The following is a 23,956-nucleotide window of genomic DNA, read 5'->3' on the forward strand; positions in this document are numbered from 1 at the left end:
GCGCGCCAGTATGCGGGGCGCCGATCAAATCGTCACCGCTGCATTGCCCGCAAACGCGACGGCCGCCTCACAGGAGGCGGCCGTCGTTGTTTCAGCCTCAGCTGTTGTTGTGATCGACCTTGATGGTCGGGTCGCTGCCGGCAATCAGGTTGTGCAGGTTGGCGCTCGCCCAGTTGTTGCCTTCCAGTTTGATCGTCACGTCCGGCGTGGCCGCGGCGGCATCGCCCGAGTTGAATTTGCCGGCCGAGCTGACTTGCAGCGACGACGTGCCATCCACTGTGGTGATCTTCAGGAAGTTGTCGATCGTGCTGCCGGTCTCGCCCTGCAACAGGTCGCGTAGGTCGATGCGGTCGCCTTCGCTGGCTTTGAAATCCTTGATCACGTCGTTACCGGTGTCGCCCGATTTCCAGACGAAGGTGTCGCCACCGGAACCGCCGATGAGGATGTCGTTGCCCTGACCGCCGATCAGCGTGTCGTTGCCGGTGCCGCCGAGCAGGATGTCATTGCCTTTGCCGCCGTCGAGCAGGTCGTTGCCGCCCGAACCGAACAGGATGTCATTGCCCGCGCCACCGAGCAGCGTGTCGTTGCCATCGTGCGCGCCGGACACATCGAACGCCTGATAGTGCTCGGTGATGTACTGGTGCACATTGCTGGTGGTGACTTTGCTGACATCAACGCCGGTCTCTTTGGCGACGAACGCCTGCATCGCCTGGTAACCCTCGCCGGCAATGCCGTTGAAGCTGACCAGATCGCCGAACAGGATGTCGTTGCCTTCGCCACCGTTGACGGTGTCGTTACCCGGCATCGTCGCTTCGGTATGGCCGATGATCGAGTTGGCCAGATCCTTCGGATCGATGTTGGTTTGCGGCGTTTTGTCCGAATCGTACGGCTTGAGGTCGTTGAGGCTGACGTCGTTGTTCAGACCAATGGCTTCGACGCTCGACAACCCGCTCAACAAAGCAAAGCCGCTGGTCGAATTGCTGGTCGTCGACGAGTTGGTGCTGTTGCCGGTACCCGCGAGGTTCGACAATTCATAAGTACCGTCGCCCTGCGCATGAATCGTGCCCAGGGTCTCGCTGCTCCAGCCCCACCACGAGTTGTAGGTTTGCAGCACGACGCTGCCGGCACTGTTGATGGTCAGGTAGTGCGAGTTGTCGATGTAGGTGCTGAACGTGTCGCCCTGCTTGTAGTTGCTGGTGTTCACCACGGTGTCGAGTTTCACGTTGCCATACAGCGTCGGGTTGGTCTGCTCGCCGGTCTGGTAGTAAGTCGGCTGGCCGTCGGTGATGAAGTACGTGAGGTTCTTCGCCCCGGTGTTGGCCACTGCGTCGGCGCTCTGGAACCAGTTGGCCGTGGTCTTGAACACGTCCTCGTAGTTGGTACCGCCACCAGAGCCCATCGAGTTGAGTACGGCTTTGAGCATCGTCAGCGCGTTCGGGTCGTTGAGATTCACCGACACCGACTTGTTGACCTGGGTATCGAAGTCCACCAGGAAGATGTTCACCGTGCCCGAGTTGCTGCCGCCCAGGCTTTGCTTGAGGCTGTTGAACACCGAGGTCAGCGAGTCTTTCGCTGCGTTCAGCGACGAAGTGCTCATGCTGCCCGAGCTGTCGACCATGAACGCAATGTTGTAGTTGGTGCCCGGCACCACGGTCAGGCCGCCGATGTCAGCGACGATGATGTCGTTGGCGTCGGTGCCGGTGACGTTGTCATCACCCGAGGTGGCGGTGACCGCGTTGTACACCGCAGGCACTACCGTGACCGGAATGGTCGCGGTGCTGCTTGCCGAGCCGCCGACCTGTTCGGTGGACGTCGAGGTCACGGTCAGGTTGAACTGGCCGTTGTAGTAGGTCGGCGGAGTCACGGTCAGAGAGCCGAGGTTCCAGCCGGTGACGTTGGCTTCGCCATTGCTCGCGGTAACGGTGAAAGTATGCCCCGCGCCGTCGCTGAGCACCGAACCGACCGGTGCGCCGCTGATCTTCACACTCAGGGTTTCCGAGCCGTCGGTGTCGGTCAGCGCGGTGCTGATCGCCGACAGTTTCACTATGGTGCCTTCAGCGCCGGTGTTGAGCTTGTAGCCGTCGTAATAACCTTCGCCGTTGGTGCCGTGCAGATCGGAGACGGTCACGCCCGAGTTGATCAGGTCCTGCACGCCGGTGTAGATCGGCACGCCGGCGTTGCTGAGGTCAATCGGCGTGCTGCCGTTGACCGACAGGTTGACGTCGTAGCTGCCCGGGCCGCTCTGGTTGTGGTGGTAGATGTCGAGCGTGTAGTAACCGCTGGTGGTCGGGGTGAACGAACCGTTGATCGCACCGCCCGCGCCCCAGGTACCCGACGCCACGTTCTTGCCGCCGATGGTGATCAGCAGGCTGTCATCGGCCACGCCGCTGAAACTGTAGGTCTTGCCGGCTTCCAGGTAGATCAGGCCAGAGGTCTTCGACGCCGTACCGGCGGCGACACTGCCGTCAGACTGCACGTTGGTGACGTTGCCGCTGGAGTTCGGTTTGCCGGCCGCATCGATGACGTTTTTCAGGGTGGTCGAATTCGCCCCGCTGCCGTCAGTGCCCAGGCCCGACAGACCGGTCCAGACTTCCTTGATCAGGCCAGTGGATTTAACGCTGTTGTCAGCCACGGCTACGGTCGGCGCATCCGCCACTGGCGTGATGTCGATCTTCACTGTGCCGGTGCTGCCGAGCGCCTGGCCATCGGTAGGCTGGAACTTGATCTGCGCGTAGTCCGCCTGCTTGTTGCCCAGACCTGTGCCGCCGTAACCGTTGGTGCCCGACTCGTTGGCATCCGGCAGGAAACGCAGCTTGCCGGCGTCGATGTCGGCCTTGCTGAAGGTCTGGTTGTTGGCAACATCCTTCCAGGTCGAGCCGTCCAGATACTGCAGTTTGCCCTCGCCCGGCAGCTGCGTGATCTTGATACCGAGGCTGCTTGCCGGGCTGTCGACATCGCTGACGCCGAAGGTCGACCAGCCGAGTACCAGCGGCGTGTCTTCGGTGCCGGTGACATTGCTCGGCGCAGCAACCGGTGCATCGTTGACCGCCACCACGTTGACCGTGGTCGTCGCGGTGTTCGAGTAGTTGCCGCCATCGGTCACCGTCACGGTGATGATGCGCGGCACGGTGCTCGGGTTTTCGCTGCTGTTGGTGAAGCTGATGTTCTTGATGGCCTGCATGTAGTCGGCCAGGGTCGCGTTACCCGAGAGGGTCAGGGTCACCGTGCCGTTGGTGCTGTTGGCATTGATGGTGATGCCGTTGACGCTGTTGCCCAGATTCAGCGCATCGCCGTCCTGACGGTTGGTCAGTACCACAGTGGCGCCGGTCAGCATCGTGCTGTCCGGGTCGGTGATGCTGATGTCGGTGTCAGCGATCGACACGCCGGCGCCCGGGGTGTTCTCGGTGAACGTCACCTTGTAATCGGCACCGGTCGCTCCGCTGGAGTTGTTGGCATCCAGATCCAGCACCGGTGGTGCATCGTTGTCGATGATCGAGGTGCTGACGCTGCCATTGGTGCTGCTGACCGCGAGGTTCTCGAAGTTGCCGCCGGTAGCCGAATCGATCTTGACCACGAAGTTCTCGGTGCCTTCGGTGATCTTGTCATCGAGGGTGGCGACGTTGAACTGCGCGCTGCTGGCGCCCGCCGGGATCTTCACGGTGTACACACCGGTGAAGTCCGAACCGTCGGCAGCGGTGCCGCTGTAGACGATTTTCAGGGTCACTTCGGTCTGCGCCGGGTGATTGAGGCTGACGGTGTAGCTGGCGGTCTGGCCTTCGGTCACCGAGCTGCTGCCAGTGATGCTGACGGTGGTGGTGTCGACGGTGTCGGTGACGCTGGTCACCGCTGGCGTGGTGTTCGGTACCAGTTTTTCGAAGCTGCCTCCGGTGGCGCTGCTGATGGTCGCCTGCACGGTGCCGGCGTCTTTGTAGACGTCGTCAGCTGGCGCTGGAACGTTCACGGTGCCGGTGGTTTCGCCCGCTTTGATGGTGATCACGGCACCGTTCGACAGGGTCACGGTCACTGGCGAGCCAGCGGCGTTGGTCAGGGTCGCGGTGTAAGTGATCTGGCCACCTTCAGCCACCGAACCGGTCGCCGACAGGGACAGGTTGGTGGTGTCGACGGTGTCGGTCACGGTGGTGCTGACCGGAGTCTTGTCGGCGACGAGATTCTCGAAATTGCCGCCGCTGACGTTGGTGATCGAGTTGGTCAGCGGAGCGTTGCCGGCCAGCGCATCGTTCGGTGCGACGGCAGTTACGGTACCGGTGGTCTGTCCGACCGCGATAGTGATGTTCTGGCCGTTGGCCAAAGTGACCACCACTGGCGAACCGGTGACCGGAGCGCCGACGGTCGCGGTGTAGACGACGTTGCCGCCTTCTGCCGCTGTGGCGGTTGCGCTCAGTTTTACGGTGGTGGTGTCGATGGTGTCGGTGACGCTGGTCACTGCTGGCGTGGTGCTCGGTACCAGGTTTTCGAAGTTGCCACCGGTCGCGGTTTTGATCGTGGCCTGCACGGAACCGGAGTCTTTGTAGACGTCATCGGAAGGTGCCGCAACGGTTGCAGTCCCGGTGGTTTCGCCAGCCTTGATGGTGATCACGGCGCCGTTAGACAGGGTCACGGTTACTGGCGAGCCAGCGGCGTTGGTCAGGGTCGCGGTGTAAGTGATCTGGCCACCTTCAGCCACCGAACCGGTCGCCGACAGGGACAGGTTGGTGGTGTCGACAGTGTCGGTCACGGTGGTGCTGACCGGAGTCTTGTCGGCGACGAGGTTTTCGAAGTTACCGCCGCTGACGTTGGTGATGGCGTTGGTGATCGGAGCGTGGCCGGTCAGCGCATCGTTCGCAGCAACAGCGGTTGCGGTGCCAGTAGTCTGACCGACGCCGATGGTGATGGTCTGGCCGTTGGCCAGAGTCACGACCACAGGCGAGCCGGTGACCGGAGCGCCGACGGTGGCGGTGTAGGTCACGGTGCCGCCTTCAGCCACCGAAGTGTCGGCGGTCAATTTGACGGTCGAGGTGTCGATGGTGTCAGTGACCTGAGTGACCGCTGGAGCAGTGCTCGGAACGAGGTTCTCGAAATTGCCGCCGGTGGCACTGGTGATCGTCGCCTGGACGGAACCGGCGTCTTTGTAGACGTCATCGGACGGGGCCGGAACGGTTGCGGTGCCGGTGGTTTCGCCAGCCTTGATGGTGATCACCGCACCGTTCGACAAGGTCACGGTCACTGGTGAGCCAGCGGCATTGGTCAATGTCGCGGTGTAGGTGATCTGGCCACCTTCAGCCACCGAATTGCTGGCGCTGAGCGACAGATTGGTGGTGTCGTTAACATCCGTAACAGTGGTCGAAACCGGTGTTTTGTCCGCCACCAGATCTTCGAAGTTGCCGCCGGTCACGCCAGTGATCGAGTTGGTGATCGGAGCATTACCAGCCAACGCATCGTTCGCAGCAACAGCAGTTGCAGTGCCAGTAGTCTGGCCGACGCCGATGGTGATGGTCTGACCGTTGGCCAGAGTCACGACCACAGGCGAGCCAGTAACTGGCGCACCAACGGTGGCGGTGTAAGTCACGGTGCCGCCTTCAGCCACCGACGTATCGGCGGTCAGTTTGACGGTCGAAGTATCGATGGTGTCAGTGACCTGAGTGACCGCTGGCGTAGTGCTCGGAACGAGGTTCTCGAAGTTGCCACCGGTGGCACTGGTGATTGTCGCCTGCACGGAACCGGCGTCTTTGTAGACGTCATCGGACGGTGCCGGAACGGTCGCGGTGCCAGTGGTTTCGCCAGCCTTGATGGTGATCACGGCGCCATTCGACAGGGTCACGGTTACTGGCGAGCCAGCGGCGTTGGTCAGTGTCGCGGTGTAAGTGATCTGGCCACCTTCAGCCACCGAATTGCTGGCGCTGAGCGAGAGACTCGTGGTGTCGGTAACGTCGGTAACAGAAGTCGAAACTGGAGTTTTGTCTGCAACCAGATCTTCGAAGTTGCCGCCGGTTACGCCAGTGATCGAGTTGGTGATCGGAGCATTGCCGGTCAGCGCATCGTTCGCAGCAACAGCGGTTGCGGTGCCAGTAGTCTGGCCGACGCCGATGGTGATGGTCTGACCGTTGGCCAGAGTTACCACAACTGGTGAGCCGGTAACCGGAGCGCCGACGGTGGCGGTGTAGGTCACGGTGCCGCCTTCAGCCACCGAAGTGTCGGCGGTCAGTTTGACGGTCGAAGTGTCGATGGTGTCAGTGACTGTCGTCACGGCTGGAGTAGTGCTCGGTACCAGGTTCTCGAAATTGCCACCGGTAGCACTGGTGATCGTCGCCTGCACAGAGCCGGCATCTTTGTAGACGTCATCAGACGGTGCAGGAACTGTTGCGGTGCCGGTGGTTTCGCCAGCCTTGATGGTGATCACAACGCCGTTCGACAAGGTCACGGTCACTGGCGAGCCAGCGGCGTTGGTCAATGTCGCGGTGTAAGTGATCTGGCCACCTTCGGCTACCGAACCGGTCGCACTCAGCGACAGATTGGTAGTGTCGGAAACGTCGGTGACAGTGGTCGAAACCGGTGTTTTATCCGCCACCAGATCTTCGAAATTGCCGCCGGTTACGCCAGTGATCGAGTTGGTGATCGGAGCGTTGCCAGTCAGCGCATCGTTCGCAGCAACAGCGGTTGCGGTGCCAGTGGTCTGGCCGACGCCGATGGTGATGGTCTGGCCGTTGGCCAGGGTCACGACCACAGGCGAGCCAGTAACTGGTGCACCAACGGTGGCGGTGTAAGTCACGGTGCCGCCTTCAGCCACCGAAGTGTCGGCCGTCAGTTTGACGGTCGAAGTATCGATGGTGTCAGTGACCTGAGTGACCGCTGGCGTAGTGCTCGGAACGAGGTTCTCGAAGTTACCGCCGGTGGCGCTGGTGATCGTCGCCTGTACGGAACCGGCGTCTTTGTAAACGTCATCGGACGGTGCCGGAACGGTTGCGGTGCCGGTGGTTTCGCCTGCTTTGATAGTGATGACAGCGCCGTTCGACAAGGTGACCGTCACAGGCGAGCCAGCGGCGTTGGTCAGGGTCGCGGTGTACGTAATCTGACCACCTTCTGCCACGGAATTGCTGGCGCTGAGCGACAGATTTGTCGTGTCGGTAACGTCGGTGACAGAAGTTGAAACTGGAGTTTTGTCTGCAACCAGATCTTCGAAATTGCCGCCAGTTACGCCAGTGATCGAGTTGGTGATCGGCGCATTGCCGGTCAGCGCATCGTTCGCAGCAACAGCAGTTGCAGTGCCAGTAGTCTGGCCGACGCCGATGGTGATGGTCTGACCGTTGGCCAGAGTCACGACCACAGGCGAGCCGGTGACTGGCGCGCCGACGGTGGCGGTGTAAGTCACGGTGCCGCCTTCAGCGACCGAAGTATCGGCAGTCAGTTTGACGGTCGAAGTGTCGATGGTATCGGTGACATTGGTCACCGCTGGAACCGCGCTTGGCACCAGGTTCTCGAAGTTGCCTCCGGTAGCACTGGTGATCGTCGCCTGCACAGAGCCGGCATCTTTGTAGACGTCATCAGACGGTGCAGGAACTGTTGCGGTGCCGGTGGTTTCGCCAGCCTTGATGGTGATCACAACGCCGTTCGACAAGGTCACGGTCACTGGCGAGCCAGCGGCGTTGGTCAATGTCGCGGTGTAAGTGATCTGGCCACCTTCGGCTACCGAACCGGTCGCACTCAGCGACAGATTGGTAGTGTCGGAAACGTCGGTGACAGTGGTCGAAACCGGTGTTTTATCCGCCACCAGATCTTCGAAATTGCCGCCGGTTACGCCAGTGATCGAGTTGGTGATCGGAGCGTTGCCAGTCAGCGCATCGTTCGCAGCAACAGCGGTTGCGGTGCCAGTGGTCTGGCCGACGCCGATGGTGATGGTCTGGCCGTTGGCCAGGGTCACGACCACAGGCGAGCCAGTAACTGGTGCACCAACGGTGGCGGTGTAAGTCACGGTGCCGCCTTCAGCCACCGAAGTGTCGGCCGTCAGTTTGACGGTCGAAGTATCGATGGTGTCAGTGACCTGAGTGACCGCTGGCGTAGTGCTCGGAACGAGGTTCTCGAAGTTACCGCCGGTGGCGCTGGTGATCGTCGCCTGTACGGAACCGGCGTCTTTGTAAACGTCATCGGACGGTGCCGGAACGGTTGCGGTGCCGGTGGTTTCGCCTGCTTTGATAGTGATGACAGCGCCGTTCGACAAGGTGACCGTCACAGGCGAGCCAGCGGCGTTGGTCAGGGTCGCGGTGTACGTAATCTGACCACCTTCTGCCACGGAATTGCTGGCGCTGAGCGACAGATTTGTCGTGTCGGTAACGTCGGTGACAGAAGTTGAAACTGGAGTTTTGTCTGCAACCAGATCTTCGAAATTGCCGCCAGTTACGCCAGTGATCGAGTTGGTGATCGGCGCATTGCCGGTCAGCGCATCGTTCGCAGCAACAGCAGTTGCAGTGCCAGTAGTCTGGCCGACGCCGATGGTGATGGTCTGACCGTTGGCCAGAGTCACGACCACAGGCGAGCCGGTGACTGGCGCGCCGACGGTGGCGGTGTAAGTCACGGTGCCGCCTTCAGCGACCGAAGTATCGGCAGTCAGTTTGACGGTCGAAGTGTCGATGGTATCGGTGACATTGGTCACCGCTGGAACCGCGCTTGGCACCAGGTTCTCGAAGTTACCCCCCGTAGCACCCTCGATGGTCACTTCGACTTTGCCGGCATCTTTATAGACGTCGTCTTTCGGTGCGTCGACGGTCACGGTGCCGGTAGTTTTGCCTGCGTCGATGGTGATCGTGGCGCCGTTCGACAGGGTCACGGTGACCGGTGTGCCGGCCGGGTTGGTCAGGGTTGCGGTGTAGGTGATCTGGCCGCCTTCGGCGACGGAATCGCTGGCGGTCAGGTTCAGGTTGGTGGTGTCGGTGGTGTCGGAAACCACGGTGTCAGCGGACTTGCCGTCGACCACCAGTTTTTCGTAATTGCCACCCGTGGCGCCATCAATGGTCACGCTCAACGAGCTGCCGCCCGCCAGCGGGCTGTTCGGCGCGACGTAGTTGACGCTGCCGGTGGTTTCGCCGACCGCAATGGTGATGGTCTGGCCGTTGGACAGGCTGACGATGACCGGAGAGCCGGTCACTGGCGCGCCCACGGTCGCGGTGTAGACCACGGTTTCGCCTTCAGCAACGTTCGCGGTGGCGCTCAGCGACACGGTGGAAGTGTCGATGGTGTCGTTGACCGTGGTCACCGCTGGCGCTGTGCTGGTGACGAGGTTTTCGAAGTTGCCGCCGGTTGCGCTCTGGATGGTCGCTTCAACGCTGCCGGCGTCTTTGTAGACGTCGTCTTTCGGAGCATCGACAGTCACGGTGCCGGTGGTCTTGCCGGCCTCGATGAGGATGGTCGCACCGTTCGACAGGGTCACGGTGACCGGTGTGCCGGCGGGGTTGCTCAGGGTTGCGGTGTAGGTAATCTGGCCGCCTTCGTTCACCGCGCCGGTCGCACTGAGCGACAGGTTGGTGGTGTCGACGGTGTCGGTCACGGTGGTGCTGACCGGGGTCTGGTCGGCAACGAGGTTTTCGAAGTTGCCGCCGCTGACGTTGGTGATCGAGTTGGTCAGCGGCGCGTGGCCGGCGAGGACGTCGTTCGGCGCGGTGGTGCTCACGCTGCCGCTGGTCTTGCCGACTTCGATAGTGATGTTCTGACCATTGGCCAGGGTGACGACCACAGGCGAACCGGTGACCGGCGCGCCGACGGTGGCGGTGTAGGTGACGGTGCCACCTTCGGCCGCGGTTTCGGTGGCGGTCAGTTTGACCGTCGAGGTGTCGACGGTGTCGGTGACATCAGTGACCGCTGGCGTGGTGCTTGGCACCAGATTTTCAAAGTTGCCGCCAGTGGCGTCCTTGATCGTGACTTCAACTTTGCCGGCGTCTTTGTAGACGTCATCGGTAGGTGCCGGAACGGTGACGGTGCCGCTGGTTTTGCCAGCCTCGATGGTGATCACCGCGCCGTTGCTCAGATTCACGGTCACCGGGGTACCGGCCGGGTTGCTCAGGGTCACGGTGTAGACAATCGAACCGCCCTCGGCCACGGAGCCGGTCGCGGACAGCGACAGGTTGGTGGTGTCGGCGACGTCGGTTACCGAGGTCACCGCCGGGGTTTGGTCGGCGACGAGATTTTCGTAATTGCCACCACTGGCGCCGTCGATTTTCACGCTCAGAGTGTTGCCGCCGGCCTGTGCATCGTTCGGCGCGGTGAAGTTGACGCTGGCGCTGCTGGCGCCGACCGGAATGGTGATGGTCTGGCCGTTGGACAGAGTCACCAGCACTGGCGAACCGGTGACCGGTGCGGTCACGGACGCGGTGTATACAACCACGCCGCCTTCTACTGCGCTGGCGCTGGCGGTCAGCAAAACCGTGCTGTTGTCGATGGTGTCGGTGACATCAGTTACCGCAGGAGTCTTGTCGATCACCAGATTTTCAAAGTTACCACCGCTGGTCTTGGTGATGCTCGCATCGACCTTGCCGGCGTCCTTGTACACATCATCGCCAGGCGCAGCGACGGTCGCAGTGCCAGTGCTCGCACCCTTGGCGATGTTGATCACCGCGCCGTTGCTCAGGGTCACGCTCATGGCGGTGCCGGCCGGATTGCTCAGGGTCGCGGTGTAGACGATCGAGCCGCCCTCGGCAACGCTGCCGGTGGCGCTCAGGCTGATGTTGGTGGTGTCTACGGCGTCGGTGACTTTAGTCACCACAGCCGAACGATCGGCCTCGACGCGCTCGAAATTGCCGCCGCTGTGGCTGGCGATCGCCGTCCGCACGTTGCTGCCATCGATGTACGGCGTATTGGCGGGCGCCGGGAAATTCACCGAACCGCTGGTAGCACCGGCAGCGATGTTGATCACCGCGCCGTTGGCCAGGGTTACGGTCATCGCAGTGCCGGCAGGGTTGCTCAGGGTCGCGGTGTAGGTGATCTGGCCACCTTCACTGACGGTATCGCTGGCGGTCAGGGTCAGTGCGGTTGTGTCGACGGTGTCGTTGACCGTGGTGCTGACCGGAGTCTTGCTGACGTCGAGTTTCTCGAAGTTGCCACCGCTGGCGTCGGTCATGGTTACGGTGAGCTTGCTGACGTCCTTGTAGACGTCATCGCTCGGTGCGGCAATCGTCACCGAACCGCTGGTCTTGCCGGCTTCGATGGTGATGGTCTGGCCGTTGCTCAGGTTGACGGTTACCGGCGTCTGCGCGGCGTTGGTCAACGTTGCGGTGTAAGTGATCGAAGAGCCTTCGAGCACATAGCTTTCTGCGCTGAGGGTCAGGTGCGTGGTGTTGACCGTGTCGGCGACGTTGGTCACCGCAGGCGTAGTGCTCGGCACCAGGTTTTCGAAGTTGCCGCCGGTGGCGTCCTTGATGGTGACTTCGACTTTGCCGGCGTCTTTGTAGACGTCATCGGCAGGTGCCGGAACGGTCACGGTGCCGGTGGTCTTGCCAGCTTCAATGGTGATGACCGAACCGTTGCTCAGATTGACGGTTACCGGCGCGCCGGCCGGATTGCTCAGCGTCGCGGTGTAGGTGATCTGCCCGCCTTCGTTGACATTGCCGGTGGCAGTCAGCGCGACGCTGGTGGTGTCGACGGTGTCGGTCACAGTGGTGCTGACCGGAGTCTTGTCGGCGACCAGGTTCTCGTAGTTGCCGCCACTGACGTTGGTGATCGAGTTGGTCAGTGGTGCGTGACCGATCTGCACGTCATTCGATACCGGGGCGGTAACGCTGCCGGTGGTCTGGCCGACGGCGATGGTGATGTTCTGGCCGTTGGCCAGGCTTACAACAACAGGCGAGCCAGTGACGGGCGCGCCGACAGTGGCGGTGTAGGTGACGGTGCCGCCTTCCGCGACCGAAGTGTCGGCGGTCAATTTGACCGTCGAGGTATCGATGGTGTCGGTGACTTGAGTGACCGCTGGCGTGGTGCTCGGAACGAGGTTCTCGAAATTGCCGCCGGTGGCACTGGTGATGGTGGCCTGCACGGAGCCGGAGTCTTTGTAAACGTCGTCGGACGGAGCCGGGAAGCTCACATTACCGCTGGTTTCGCCTGCCTTGATGGTGATGACGGCGCCGTTCGACAAGGTCACGGTCACTGGCGAACCAGCAGCATTGGTCAAGGTTGCGGTGTAAGTGATCTGGCCGCCTTCAGCCACGGAAGCGGTCGCGCTCAGCGACAGATTGGTGGTGTCGGCCACGTCGGTGACGGTGGTCGAAACTGGAGTTTTGTCCGCCACCAGATCTTCGTAGTTGCCACCGCTTACGCCAGTGATCGAGTTGGTCAGCGGAGCGTTGCCGGTCAAGGCATCGTTCGGTGCGGTGTAAGTGACGGAGCCGGTGGTCTGGCCGACGCCGATGGTGATGTTCTGGCCGTTGGCCAACGTCACGACCACAGGCGAGCCGGTGACTGGCGCGCCGACGCTGGCGGTGTAAGTCACGGTGCCGCCTTCGGCAACCGAGGTGTCTGCGGTCAGCTTGACGGTCGAGGTGTCGATGGTGTCGGTGACTGTCGTCACGGCTGGAGCAGTGCTCGGAACGAGGTTCTCGAAGTTGCCACCGGTAGCGCTGGTAATCGTGGCCTGCACGGAACCAGCATCTTTATAGACGTCATCGGACGGTGCAGCAACGGTTGCGGTGCCGGTAGTTTCGCCAGCCTTGATGGTGATCACAGCGCCGTTCGACAAGGTCACGGTCACTGGCGAGCCGGCTGCGTTTGTCAGCGTCGCGGTGTAGGTGATCTGGCCACCCTCGGCCACAGAACCGGTGGCGCTGAGGCTCAGGCCAGTGTCATCCACCGAGTCGGTAATCGTGGTCACCGCTGGCGTGTTGCTTGGCACCAGATTTTCGAAGTTGCCGCCGGTAGCGCCGGTGATGGTGGTGCTGACGGTGCTGCCATTGTTGTAGACGTCATTGGCCGCTGTTGGCACGTTGACGGTGCCAACGGTTTCGCCGGCAGCAATGGTGATGGTCGAACCGTTGGACAGAGTGACAGTTACCGGGGTTTGTGCCGGATTGGTCAGGGTCGCGGTGTAGGTGATCTGACCGCCTTCAACGATGTTGTTGGTCGCGGTGAGAGTCAGGCCGGTGTCATCAACCGAATCAGTGATCGTGGTAACGGCAGGTGTGGTGTTTGGCACCAGATTTTCGAAATTGCCACCGGTAGCGCCAGTGATCGTGGTGCTGACGGTGCCGCCATTGTTGTAGACGTCATTGGCCGCTGTTGGCACGTTGACGATACCGACGGTTTCGCCGGCCGCGATGGTAATGGTCGAACCGTTGGACAGAGTGACGGTTACCGGGGTTTGCGCCGGGTTGGTCAGTGTCGCGGTATAGGTGATCTGACCGCCTTCAACAATGTTGTTGGTCGCGGTGAGAGTCAGGCCGGTGGCATCAACCGAATCAGTGATCGTGGTAACGGCTGGCGTTGCGTTCGGTACCAGGTTTTCAAAGTTGCCGCCGGTAGCCCCGGTGATCGTGGCGCTGACGGTGCTGCCATTGTTGTAAACGTCATTGGCTGGGGTCGGCACGTTGACGGTGCCGGTAGTCTGGCCAGCACCAATGGTAATGGTCGAGCCGTTCGACAGGGTGACGGTAACCGGTGTCTGCGCCGGGTTAGTCAGCGTCGCGGTGTAGGTAATCTGACCGCCTTCGGTCACGCTCGAACCAGCCGTCAACGTGACGGTAGTGGTATCGACGGTGTCGGTCACTTGCGTGGTCGCCGGGACAGTCGGCGGGGTCACGGTGATGCCGTTGCCGCCGCTGGTGCCAGTGACGGTCACGTCCATCTGGGTCGGGTCGTTGTAGACCGTGTCGTTCGGCGCCAGCGGCACGTTGACGGTGCCGGTGGTGGCGCCGGCCGGGATAACGATCACTGCGCCGTTGGACAGGGTGATGGTCAGGTCGGTCAGCGGCGCCTGGGTCAGGGTCGCGGTGTACACCAGCACGCCGCCGGCTTCGGTGATGGTCGGCGTGGCGCTGAGGCTCAGGGTCGAGTCACGCAGCGCGTTAGTGGTGGTGTCGGTGGTCAGGCCGCCGGTGGTGTCCTGCGCGACTTGGCCGGCAGAATTGATGCCCGCCGTCGGGAAGCCAATGGTCGGATCTACGCGGCCAGCGGTGGCGTCGAGCATGACGAAGCTGTGACCGCCACCGGCAGCACCACCGGTACCTGCGGCGGTCGGGCCGGCCGCGGTGGATTCGAGTGCGGTGGTCGGGTCGACACCGGCGGCGATGGCTTGCTGCAGTTCTTCTACAGAAGGCGCAGCCTGCGCGGTGGCTTCGGCCAGGTCAGTGCTGGAGTCAGGCGAGCTGGCACTCCACTGGGTGTCGCGACCCAGATCGAGCATGCGGCCATCGGCCAGTTCCAGCGACACCGCGCCGGCCAGACCGGTATCGATCTGGTCGCCGACATACAGGCGATCGCCTTCAACGAGTACGCGACGCACGCCCTCTGGGGACACCACGAAAACCTGACCGACAATGCTTTTGACGACGGCAACAACACTGCTCATTGAAGACTCTCCGGGGTGTCACATTCAGTTGACTTCCATGGACCTGACGGGCGTCGGCGCCACTTCAGTCTGGACGTACTTTCTATAAATGGATAACTTATTGACGCTGTATTTCCGTCAATAATCTGGCTATAAATTATCGCGATTAACTTTATGCCAAACTATTGACCTTCTGGGAGCCATCCTAAACAATCGCCCCACTAATGTCACATTGATATTTCCGCGGCGACCTGTCCTTCAGCCTGTCATCCAGTTCCTGTTTTGAACTTTCCGACATACGGTCTTTCGGGTTGCCATCATCCGACGCAGCGCCACGTTTCTGCTGTGATTCAAGACAAGAAGTTCCGGGAAAATTCCAACCATGCGTTCGCTTTTGCTCCTTGCCGCTCCCTTCGCTCTCGCCGCCTCATTTGTACAAGCACAATCCTTACCAGAAGCCATGCAACAGGCGCTGGATGTCCATCCGGAGATTCAGGCGGGGGTCAACAGTCGATTGGCGGCGGATTATCAGTTAAAGGCTGCGAAAGGGGGATACCTGCCCAAGGTCGATCTGCTCGGCGGTTATGGCCGTGAAGGCACCGACAGTGTGACCACTCGAGCGAATGGTGGAAGCAATCACTGGGAGACGTTGAACCGCAGCGAGTCAAGTTTACGTCTCTCGCAAATGGTTTTTGACGGTTTCGCGACGTCCAACGAAGTTGCGCGTCAACAAGCCAACGTCAGCTCCCGTGCTTACTCGCTACTGGGCACTTCCGAGCGTACTGCACTGACCGTCGCCCAGGTGTATCTGGACGTGCTGACCCGTCGCGAATTCGTCCGTCTGGCCGAGGAGAACCTAAAGAGCCACCAGCGCATCTACGACCAGATCCAGTTGCGCACCCAGCGCGGCGTCGGCAGCGGTGCCGACCTTGATCAGGCCGAAGCCCGTATGGCCCAGGCCCGCAACAATCTGATCACCGAACAGACCAACCTCGCCGACGCGGAAACCAACTTCCTCAGCGCCGTCGGCCAGATGCCCGACCAGCTTGAGCGCCCGGCGCCGTTCATGGCGATGATGCCCGCCAACCTCAATGAAGCCCGTGCGCAGATGCTGGAAAACAGCCCGATCCTGCGTTCCGCCGAGTCGGATATTGCCGCTGCCGAGAAGCAGTTCGCCACCGCCAAATCGACCTTTTACCCGCGCTTCGACGCCGAACTGGGCCGTACCGCCGATAACGATATCGACGGCCAGAACGGCCATAACAACGAATGGCAGGCCATGCTGCGCATGCGCTTCAACCTGTATTCCGGTGGGAGCAATAAGGCCGATCTGGAATCCAAGTCGTACCTGGCCAACCAGGCGCTGGACATCCGTAACAACGCCCTGCGTCAGTTGAACGAAGAGCTCGGCCTCGCCTGGAACGCCCTGAACAACGCCAACGCTCAGGTGCCGATCGCTCAGCAGTACGTCGATCGCAGCACCTCGGTGCGTACCGCCTACCAGCGTCAATTCAGCCTTGGCGAACGCACCCTGCTGGACTTGCTCGACAGCGAAAACGAATTGTTCACCGCCTCGCGGCGTCTGGCGGAAATCAAGAACATTCAGTTATTTACTCAGTATCGAATCAAGGCGACCATGGGCCAATTGCTCAAAAGCCAGGGAGTGGTCGCGCCGTTGGCATCCGTTGTGCAGAACGACGTGAAGCCCAAGGTCCAGCTGCCTGGGATGAACTGAGTTATCCCTTCCAACTGTTAAAGAGTGTCGAGCGTGGAATCAGAAGTCAGTCGAGTTCAACTCAGCCATGATCCACGCGCGTTGCATGACGATCCGTTGCTGGATGGTCTGCTCGCCCTGTGCATGCTGCACCAGAAGCCTGCCAGCGCGGCGATGCTGACCACCGGCCTGCCGCTGCCCAAACAACGTTTGAGTGTCGAGTTGCTGCCGCGCGCAGCGGCCCGCGCCGGGCTGCAGGGGCGGGTGTTGCAGCGCAAACTCGAAGAAATTCCGGCGATCGCCATGCCCGCTTTGTTGCTGCTCAAGGATGGCCGCAGTGCCGTCCTGCTGGGCTGGCAGGGCGACAACGAAGCACGAGTGCTGCTCAGCGAAAGCGATGGCGGCGAATCGGTGGTCAGCCGCGAACTGCTGAGCGATGATTACACCGGCAAAGTCTTCTTCGCCCAGCCGCAGCACAAATTCGACGTCAACCACGGCACGCTGATCCCGCGTGCACGCTCCTGGTTTCGCGACACCCTCAAGCGTTCGCGCTGGCTGTATGCCGATGCGATCGCCGCCAGTTTCCTGATCAACATCATCGCCATGGCCGCACCGCTGTTCGTGATGAACGTCTACGACCGCGTAGTACCGAATCAGGCCGAAGCGACCCTTTGGGTGCTGGCGCTGGGCATCACCGGCGCTTACATCTTCGACTTGATCCTCAAGAGCCTGCGCAGCCTGTGCCTGGATCTGGCCGGGAAGAAAACCGACCTGATCATCTCCGCCACGCTGTTCGAGCGCATTGTCGGCATGGCAATGAAATACCGCCCGGCGCGGGTCGGCAGTTTTGCCCAGAACATCCATGAGTTTCAGAGCCTGCGCGACTTTCTCGCGTCGCTGACCCTGACCAGTCTGATCGACCTGCCGTTCACCATCCTGATTTTCATCGTCATCGCCATTCTCGGCGGGCATCTGGTGTGGATTCCGGTGCTGGCGTTCCCGATTGCCCTGCTCATCGGCTACGCCTTGCAGAAGCCGCTGATCGCGACCATGGAGCGCACCATGGCGCTGGGCGCCGAGCGCCAGTCGAGCCTGATCGAAACCCTCGCAGGGCTGGACGCGGTCAAGGTCAACAACGCCGAAAGCGAGCGCCAGTATCAGTGGGAGCAGACCATCGGCACCCTCAGCCGCCTAGAGCTGCGAGTGAAAATGCTCTCCGGTCTGGCGATGAACATCACCTTGCTGATCCAGCAACTGGCCGGGGTGATCATGATCGTCTTCGGCGTGTACCAGATCATCGCCGGCAACCTGAGCATGGGCGGGCTGATTGCCTGCTACATGCTCAGTGGTCGTGCGCTGAGCCCGCTGGCGTCGCTGTCCGGCCTGCTCACGCGCTATCAACAGGCGCGGGTGACCATGACCTCGGTCGACCAGATGATGGAGCTGCCACAGGAGCGCAATTTCGAAGAGCGCCCGCTGAGCCGCAAGGTTCTGCAGGGTGCGATCGAATGCCGTCAGCTCAGCTTCACCTACCCGGACCAGCAGAACCCGGCGCTGAAGAACATCAACCTGGTCATCCGTCCCGGCGAGAAGATCGGCATCATCGGTCGCAGCGGTTCGGGCAAGAGTTCGCTGGCGAAACTGCTGGTGGGCCTGTACCAACCGGACGACGGTGCCTTGCTGGTCGACGGCGTGGACATCCGCCAGATCGACGTCAGCGAACTGCGCTACAACATCGGCTACGTACCGCAGGACATCCAGCTGCTGTCCGGCACCCTGCGTGACAATCTGGTGTCCGGCGCGCGTTACGTCGAAGACGAGCTGGTGCTGCAAGCCGCCGAACTGGCCGGCGTCCACGAATTCGCCCGTCTGCACCCGCAAGGCTACGAGCTGCAAGTCGGCGAGCGTGGGCAAAACCTCTCCGGCGGTCAGCGGCAGAACGTCGCCCTGGCCCGGGCGCTGTTGCTCAATCCGCCGATTCTGCTGATGGATGAGCCAACCAGTGCGATGGACAACACCGGTGAAGAACGCCTCAAGCAACGCCTCGCAGCAGTGATTGAAAACAAGACCGTGGTGCTGGTCACGCACCGGGCATCGCTGTTGTCGCTGGTCGATCGCCTGCTGGTGATCGATCGCGGGCAGATTCTCGCCGACGGCCCGAAAGCCGCCGTGATGGAAGCGTTGAAGAAGGGGCAGATCAGTGTTGCTTAAGTCCGGTGTCAAGGAGTCGATCCGTCGCTACTTCAAGGGCTCTGCCTCGCTGCAGGGTCAGCCGCTGCCAGAGGTCAACAAGGCGCTGATCGAAGACGCCCCGCGCGTCGTGCGCCTGACCATCTGGGCGATCATCGGCTTCTTCGTGTTCCTCATGCTCTGGGCCAACTTCGCCGTAATCGACGAAGTGACCAAGGGCGACGGCAAGGCGATTCCGTCTTCCAAGATCCAGAAAATCCAGAACCTAGAGGGCGGTATCGTCTCCGAGCTGTTCGTCAAGGAAGGCCAGATCGTCGAGGCAGGGGCGCCGCTGATTCGTCTCGACGACACGCGTTTTGCCTCCAACGTCGGCGAAACCGAGGCTGATCGCCTGTCGATGCTGCTGCGGGTCGAGCGTCTGAGCGCGGAAGTCGATGATCGTCCGCTGAACTTCCCCGAGGACGTACTCAAAGCCGTGCCGGGCCAGGCGAAAAGCGAAGAGTCGCTGTACATCAGCCGCCGTCAGCAGTTACACGATGAAATCGGCGGCTTGCAGGAGCAGTTGATCCAGCGTCAGCAGGAGCTGCGTGAGTTCAGCTCCAAGCAGGCGCAGTACCGTCAGCAACTCGGCTTGCAGCGTCAGGAAATCAACATGTCCGAGCCGCTGGTGGCGCAGGGCGCGGTCTCGCCAGTAGAAGTGTTGCGCCTCAAGCGTGCCGAAGTGGAAACCCGTGGCCAGCTCGATGCGACCACGCTGGCCATCCCGCGCGCCGAATCGGCGATCAAGGAAGTGCAGCGCAAGATCGACGAAACCCGCGGCAAATTCCGCAGCGAAGCGCTGACCCAGCTCAACGAAGCGCGCACCGATCTGAACAAGGCCCAGGCCACCGGCAAGGCGCTGGAAGACCGCGTCAGCCGCACGCTGGTTACTTCACCAGTGCGGGGCATCGTCAACAAGTTGCTGGTCAACACTATCGGCGGTGTGATCCAGCCGGGCAGCGACATGGTCGAAATCGTGCCGCTGGACGACACCCTGCTGGTCGAAGCCAAGATCCGCCCGCAGGACATCGCGTTCCTGCATCCGGGTCAGGAAGCGATCGTCAAATTCACCGCCTATGACTACACCATTTACGGCGGCCTGAAGGCACAGCTGGAGCAGATCGGTGCGGATACCATCACCGACGAAGACAAGAAAACCACCTACTACGTGATCAAGGTGCGTACCGAGCGCAGCCACTTGGGCACGGATGAAAAGCCACTGCTGATCATTCCCGGGATGGTCGCTTCGGTGGATATCATCACTGGCAAGAAATCGGTGTTGAGCTATTTGCTCAAGCCGATCATCCGCGCGCGGGCTGAGGCGTTGCACGAGCGCTAGATCTTCGGTGGCCTTGCTGGCCTCATCGCTGGCAAGCCAGCTCCCACAGTTATGTGTGTTGAACAAATATCTGGAGTCCATGTGAGGACCCTGTGGGAGCGGGCTTGCCCGCGATGGCGTTCGCTCAGACCCTACATAACTGTCGGTAAGTGACACAAACCGTCACTCCACCCCCTCACCAATCGCCATATCTTTATTCAATAACGGTATTTAATCTCCAGTTCTTATAGCTATAAAGTCACCCACCTGCGTACCTGCCGACCAATCGGCGCGCCGCACGACCTGAACCGACACGCAATCCAGCGTGAGTGTCTGATCGACGAGCGCGGCCATGAGCGCGCCGTGCGTGGGAGATGATTGATGTCCGCCGCTACTGCCACCGAAAGCGCCGCAACTGCCGCGCCGCAAATCTTCGAAATTCGCCCCTTCAGCGGTGCCGTCGGCGCCGAGATCGTTGGCCTTGACCTCAGCCGGCCGGTCAATGATCAGGACTTCGCGCGCATTCACCGCGCACATCTGGATCACCATGTCGTGGTCTTCCGCGATCAGCAGATTACCCCGCAACAGCAAATCGATTTCAGCCGCCGCTTCGGCGTGTTGCAGATCCACGTGCTCAAACAATTCCTCTTGGCCAACCACCCGGAAATCCTCATCGTTTCCAACATCATCGAGAACGGCCAGAACATCGGTCTCGGTGACGCCGGCAAGTTCTGGCATTCCGATCTTTCCTATAAAGAGCTGCCAAGTCTCGGCTCAATGCTGCACGCCCAAGAGCTGCCCGCCGAGGGCGGCGACACGCTGTTCGCCGACATGCACAAAGCCTGGGACGACTTGCCCGCTGCGTTGCGCACTGCGGTCGAAGGGCGTTCCGCTGCGCATTCCTATACCGCGCGCTACAGCGAAACCAAGTTCGAAGGCAACTGGCGCCCGACCCTGACCCCTGAACAGTTGGCTCAGGTCGCCGAAGTGGTGCATCCGGTGGTGCGCACCCATCCGGAAAACGGCCGCAAGGCCTTGTTCGTCAGCGAAGGCTTCACCACGCGAATTGTCGGTCTGCCGGAAGACGAAAGTCGTCAGTTGCTCGGCGAACTCTTCGCCCACAGCGTGCTGCCGCAAAACATCTACCGCCATCAGTGGGAACCGCATGACCTGGTGTTCTGGGACAACCGCTCGCTGATCCACCTCGCCGCCGGCTGCCCCGCGCATCTGCGCCGCAAGCTGTATCGCACGACCATTCAGGGCGACGCGCCTTTCTGATTTGCCGGAGATCGATCATGAACGCCCCTTTGCCAGGCCACGCGGCCAGCAACCCGATCGCCCACGGCGAAGCGTTGCTGGCCGTCGATCAGGTCAGCCTCGAGTACCGCACGCCGCAGCGCGTAGTGCGCGCCACCCATCAAGTCAGTTTCGCCGTCGACCCGGCTGATCGTTTCGTCCTGCTCGGCCCGTCCGGGTGCGGTAAATCGACCCTGCTCAAAGCGGTCGCCGGGTTCATTCAGCCCTGCGAAGGCGAGATCCGCCTGCAAGGCCTGCGCGTCGATGCGCCGGGGCCGGACCGCATTGTGGTGTTTCAGGAATTCGACCAGTTGCCGCCGTGGAAAACCGTCAAGCAGAACGTGATGTTCCCGCTGCTCGCCTCGCGCACCTTGAACAAGAAAGACGCCGAAGAACGCGCACTGCACTATCTGGAAAAAGTCGGCCTCGCTGCGTTCGCCGACGCCTATCCGCACACCTTGTCCGGCGGCATGAAAGCGCGGGTGGCGATCGCCCGGGCGTTGGCCATGCAGCCGAAAATTCTTTTGATGGACGAACCCTTCGCTGCACTCGATGCGCTGACCCGCCGCAAGATGCAGGAGGAATTGCTGCTGCTCTGGGAAGAGGTTCGTTTCACCTTGTTGTTCGTCACTCATTCGATAGAAGAAGCCCTGGTGGTGGGCAATCGCATCCTCTTGTTGTCGCCGCATCCCGGCCGGGTGCGCGCCGAAGTGCACAGCCATCAATACGACCTGCACAGCCTCGGCGGCGTGGCGTTTCAGGAATCGGCGCGGCGCATTCATCGTCTGCTGTTCGATGAGGGCCAGGCGCCGGAGACCCAACGTGATCACGACTTCAACGACATTCGCATCGCCTATTGAGCGGCCAGGAGGACTACCCGATGAGCCATTCATCATCCGTGCGTGAAGAATTCGAAACCGTGCTCGAGCCGCTGACCGCAGTGCCGGTCGAGCGCGAATTGCCGCTCGGCACACGCCTGTGGCAACAGGGCTGGCTGCGTAAAAGCCTGATCCTGATCGTGCTGGCGATCATCTGGGAAGTGGTCGCGCGGATTCAGAACAACGACCTGATGCTGCCGAGTTTTCTGCAAACCGCACATGCCTTGTTCAACGGGCTGCTCAGTGGCGAGTTGCTGGCCAAGGTGTGGATCTCCTTGGTGGTGCTGATCAAGGGCTACCTGATCGGCATCGTCCTCGCGTTCGCTCTGACGACATTGGCGGTCTCGACCCAGTTGGGACGTGATCTGCTCAGTACGATGACTTCGATGTTCAACCCGTTGCCGGCGATCGCCCTGTTGCCGCTGGCGCTGCTCTGGTTTGGCTTGGGGCAGAACAGCCTGATTTTCGTGCTGGTGCACTCGGTGCTGTGGGCGCTGGCGCTGAACACCTATGCCGGATTTCTCGGCGTCTCCGAAACGCTGCGTATGGCCGGGCGCAATTATGGTCTCAAGGGGTTGCGCCTGGTCTTGTTCATTCTGATTCCGGCGGCTCTGCCTTCGATTCTTGCCGGCTTGAAGATTGGCTGGGCGTTCGCCTGGCGCACCTTGATCGCTGCCGAACTGGTGTTTGGCGCGACCAGTGGCAAGGGCGGGCTGGGCTGGTACATCTTCCAGAATCGCAATGAGCTGTACACCGACAAGGTGTTTGCCGGGTTGGCGGTGGTGATCCTGATTGGTCTGCTGGTGGAGAATCTGGTGTTTGCCACCCTTGAGCGGGTGACGGTGAAGCGCTGGGGTATGCAGCGCTGAGATCTTCGTTGCCTGGGCCGGCCTCTTCGCGAGCAGGCTCGCTCCCACATGAGAGCGCATTCCAGGGTGGGAACGAGCCTGCTCGCGAAGATGCCAGCGCTGGCATCGTCACTCTTGAGGGATGTTTGTTAGCATTGCGCCCGGATCAATCCAGATCAGCCAAGAGTGCTCAGCATGCAACTCCCGGACATGAACCTTCTGGTCGCCCTCGATGCCTTGCTCGACGAGGGCAGTGTGGTCGGTGCGGCGCGGCGGATGAACCTCAGCCCGGCGGCCATGAGCCGCACACTGACGCGGATCCGCGAAGCCATCGGCGATCCGATTCTGGTGCGCGCCGGGCGTGGTCTGGTGCCGACCCCCAAAGCCCTCGAACTGCGCGAACAGGTGCGCGACGTGGTCGAGCAGGCGGCGCTGCTGTTTCGCTCCGCCGATAGCGTCGAGCTGGGCACCTTGCGTCGACGTTTCAGCATCCGCGCCAATGATTTCTTCGTCGGCGTTTACGGCGGCAAGCTGTTCGACACCCTCGACCAGCTCGCCCCGCATTGCGAATTACGCTTCGTCCCGGAAGGCGACGGCGACGATGAGGCACTGCGCGAAGGGCGCATCGATCTGAGCGTCAGCAACACCCGTCCGCTTACGCCGGAAGTGAAAGTGCAGAACCTGTTCTCCACGCATTTCGTCGGCCTGGTGCGCGAGAATCATCCGTTGCTCGATGGCGAAATCACGGCCGAGCGCTACGCCGGTTTTTCCCACATCAGCATGTCGCGCCGTGGCATCGCTCGCGGCCCGATCGACACGGCGTTGAATGCGTTGGGGCTGGAGCGCCGGGTGGCGGTGATCGCGCCGAGTTTCCACGCGGCGATGTTTGCCTTGCCCGACTCCGACCTGATTTTGCCGGTGCCCAAAGAAGCCCTGCTCAGCGTGCGGCGGCTGGGCCTGAAACTGCGTTCATTCGACCTGCCGATTCCGCTGCCCATGCTCATGCTGACCCAGGCCTGGCACCCGCGCTTCGACAAGGACCCGGCCCACCGCTGGCTGCGTGAAACCCTCAAGACCTGCTGCGATGAAACATGGCTGGCGGCACAGCCATAAATCATCAGACACCATCGAATCCTGTGGGAGCGAGCCTGCTCGCGA

The 23,956-nt window shown here is 61.4% G+C and carries 8 protein-coding genes; 7 read left to right on the forward strand and 1 reads right to left on the reverse strand.

From position 1 onward, the window contains the following. Positions 1-97: 97 nt before the first annotated feature. On the reverse strand, positions 98-14,536 hold the full coding sequence (locus tag BXA01_RS16810) for a retention module-containing protein (protein ID WP_076564915.1): 14,439 nt from the start codon (positions 14,534-14,536) through the stop codon (positions 98-100). Between the two features lie 361 nt (positions 14,537-14,897). On the opposite strand from BXA01_RS16810, the gene BXA01_RS16815 reads away from it, so the two are divergent. The 7 genes from BXA01_RS16815 (at position 14,898) to BXA01_RS16845 (ending at position 23,911) form a co-directional block, all read left to right on the forward strand. Next, entirely contained in the window at positions 14,898-16,250 is a 1,353-nt protein-coding gene (locus BXA01_RS16815; RefSeq protein ID WP_016772278.1) for a TolC family outer membrane protein, read from the forward strand. A 33-nt stretch (positions 16,251-16,283) separates the two neighbouring features. Continuing rightward, positions 16,284-18,440, forward strand: coding sequence for a type I secretion system permease/ATPase (locus BXA01_RS16820; RefSeq protein ID WP_051600365.1), 2,157 nt, complete (start codon positions 16,284-16,286; stop codon positions 18,438-18,440). Next, complete coding sequence (locus BXA01_RS16825; protein WP_024011116.1) at positions 18,430-19,797, forward strand: HlyD family type I secretion periplasmic adaptor subunit; 1,368 nt, start codon at positions 18,430-18,432, stop codon at positions 19,795-19,797. Before BXA01_RS16820 ends, BXA01_RS16825 begins: the two co-directional genes overlap by 11 nt. Before the next feature lie 360 nt (positions 19,798-20,157). Continuing rightward, positions 20,158-21,054: a TauD/TfdA dioxygenase family protein gene (locus BXA01_RS16830; RefSeq protein WP_076564917.1), complete on the forward strand. Its 897-nt coding sequence runs from the start codon at positions 20,158-20,160 to the stop codon at positions 21,052-21,054. A 17-nt stretch (positions 21,055-21,071) separates the two neighbouring features. After that, positions 21,072-21,932 carry an ABC transporter ATP-binding protein gene (locus BXA01_RS16835; RefSeq protein WP_076564919.1) on the forward strand — a complete coding sequence of 287 codons (861 nt, stop codon included), beginning with the start codon at positions 21,072-21,074 and terminating at the stop codon, positions 21,930-21,932. Between the two features lie 20 nt (positions 21,933-21,952). Next, complete coding sequence (locus BXA01_RS16840; RefSeq protein WP_076564921.1) at positions 21,953-22,819, forward strand: ABC transporter permease; 867 nt, start codon at positions 21,953-21,955, stop codon at positions 22,817-22,819. 174 nt (positions 22,820-22,993) lie between these two features. Then, positions 22,994-23,911, forward strand: a complete 918-nt coding sequence (locus BXA01_RS16845) for a LysR family transcriptional regulator (RefSeq protein WP_016772273.1) — start codon at positions 22,994-22,996, stop codon at positions 23,909-23,911. Positions 23,912-23,956 lie beyond the last annotated feature (45 nt).

The sequence above is a fragment of the Pseudomonas sp. B10 genome (assembly GCF_900156235.1).
GTDB lineage: Bacteria > Pseudomonadota > Gammaproteobacteria > Pseudomonadales > Pseudomonadaceae > Aquipseudomonas > Aquipseudomonas siliginis.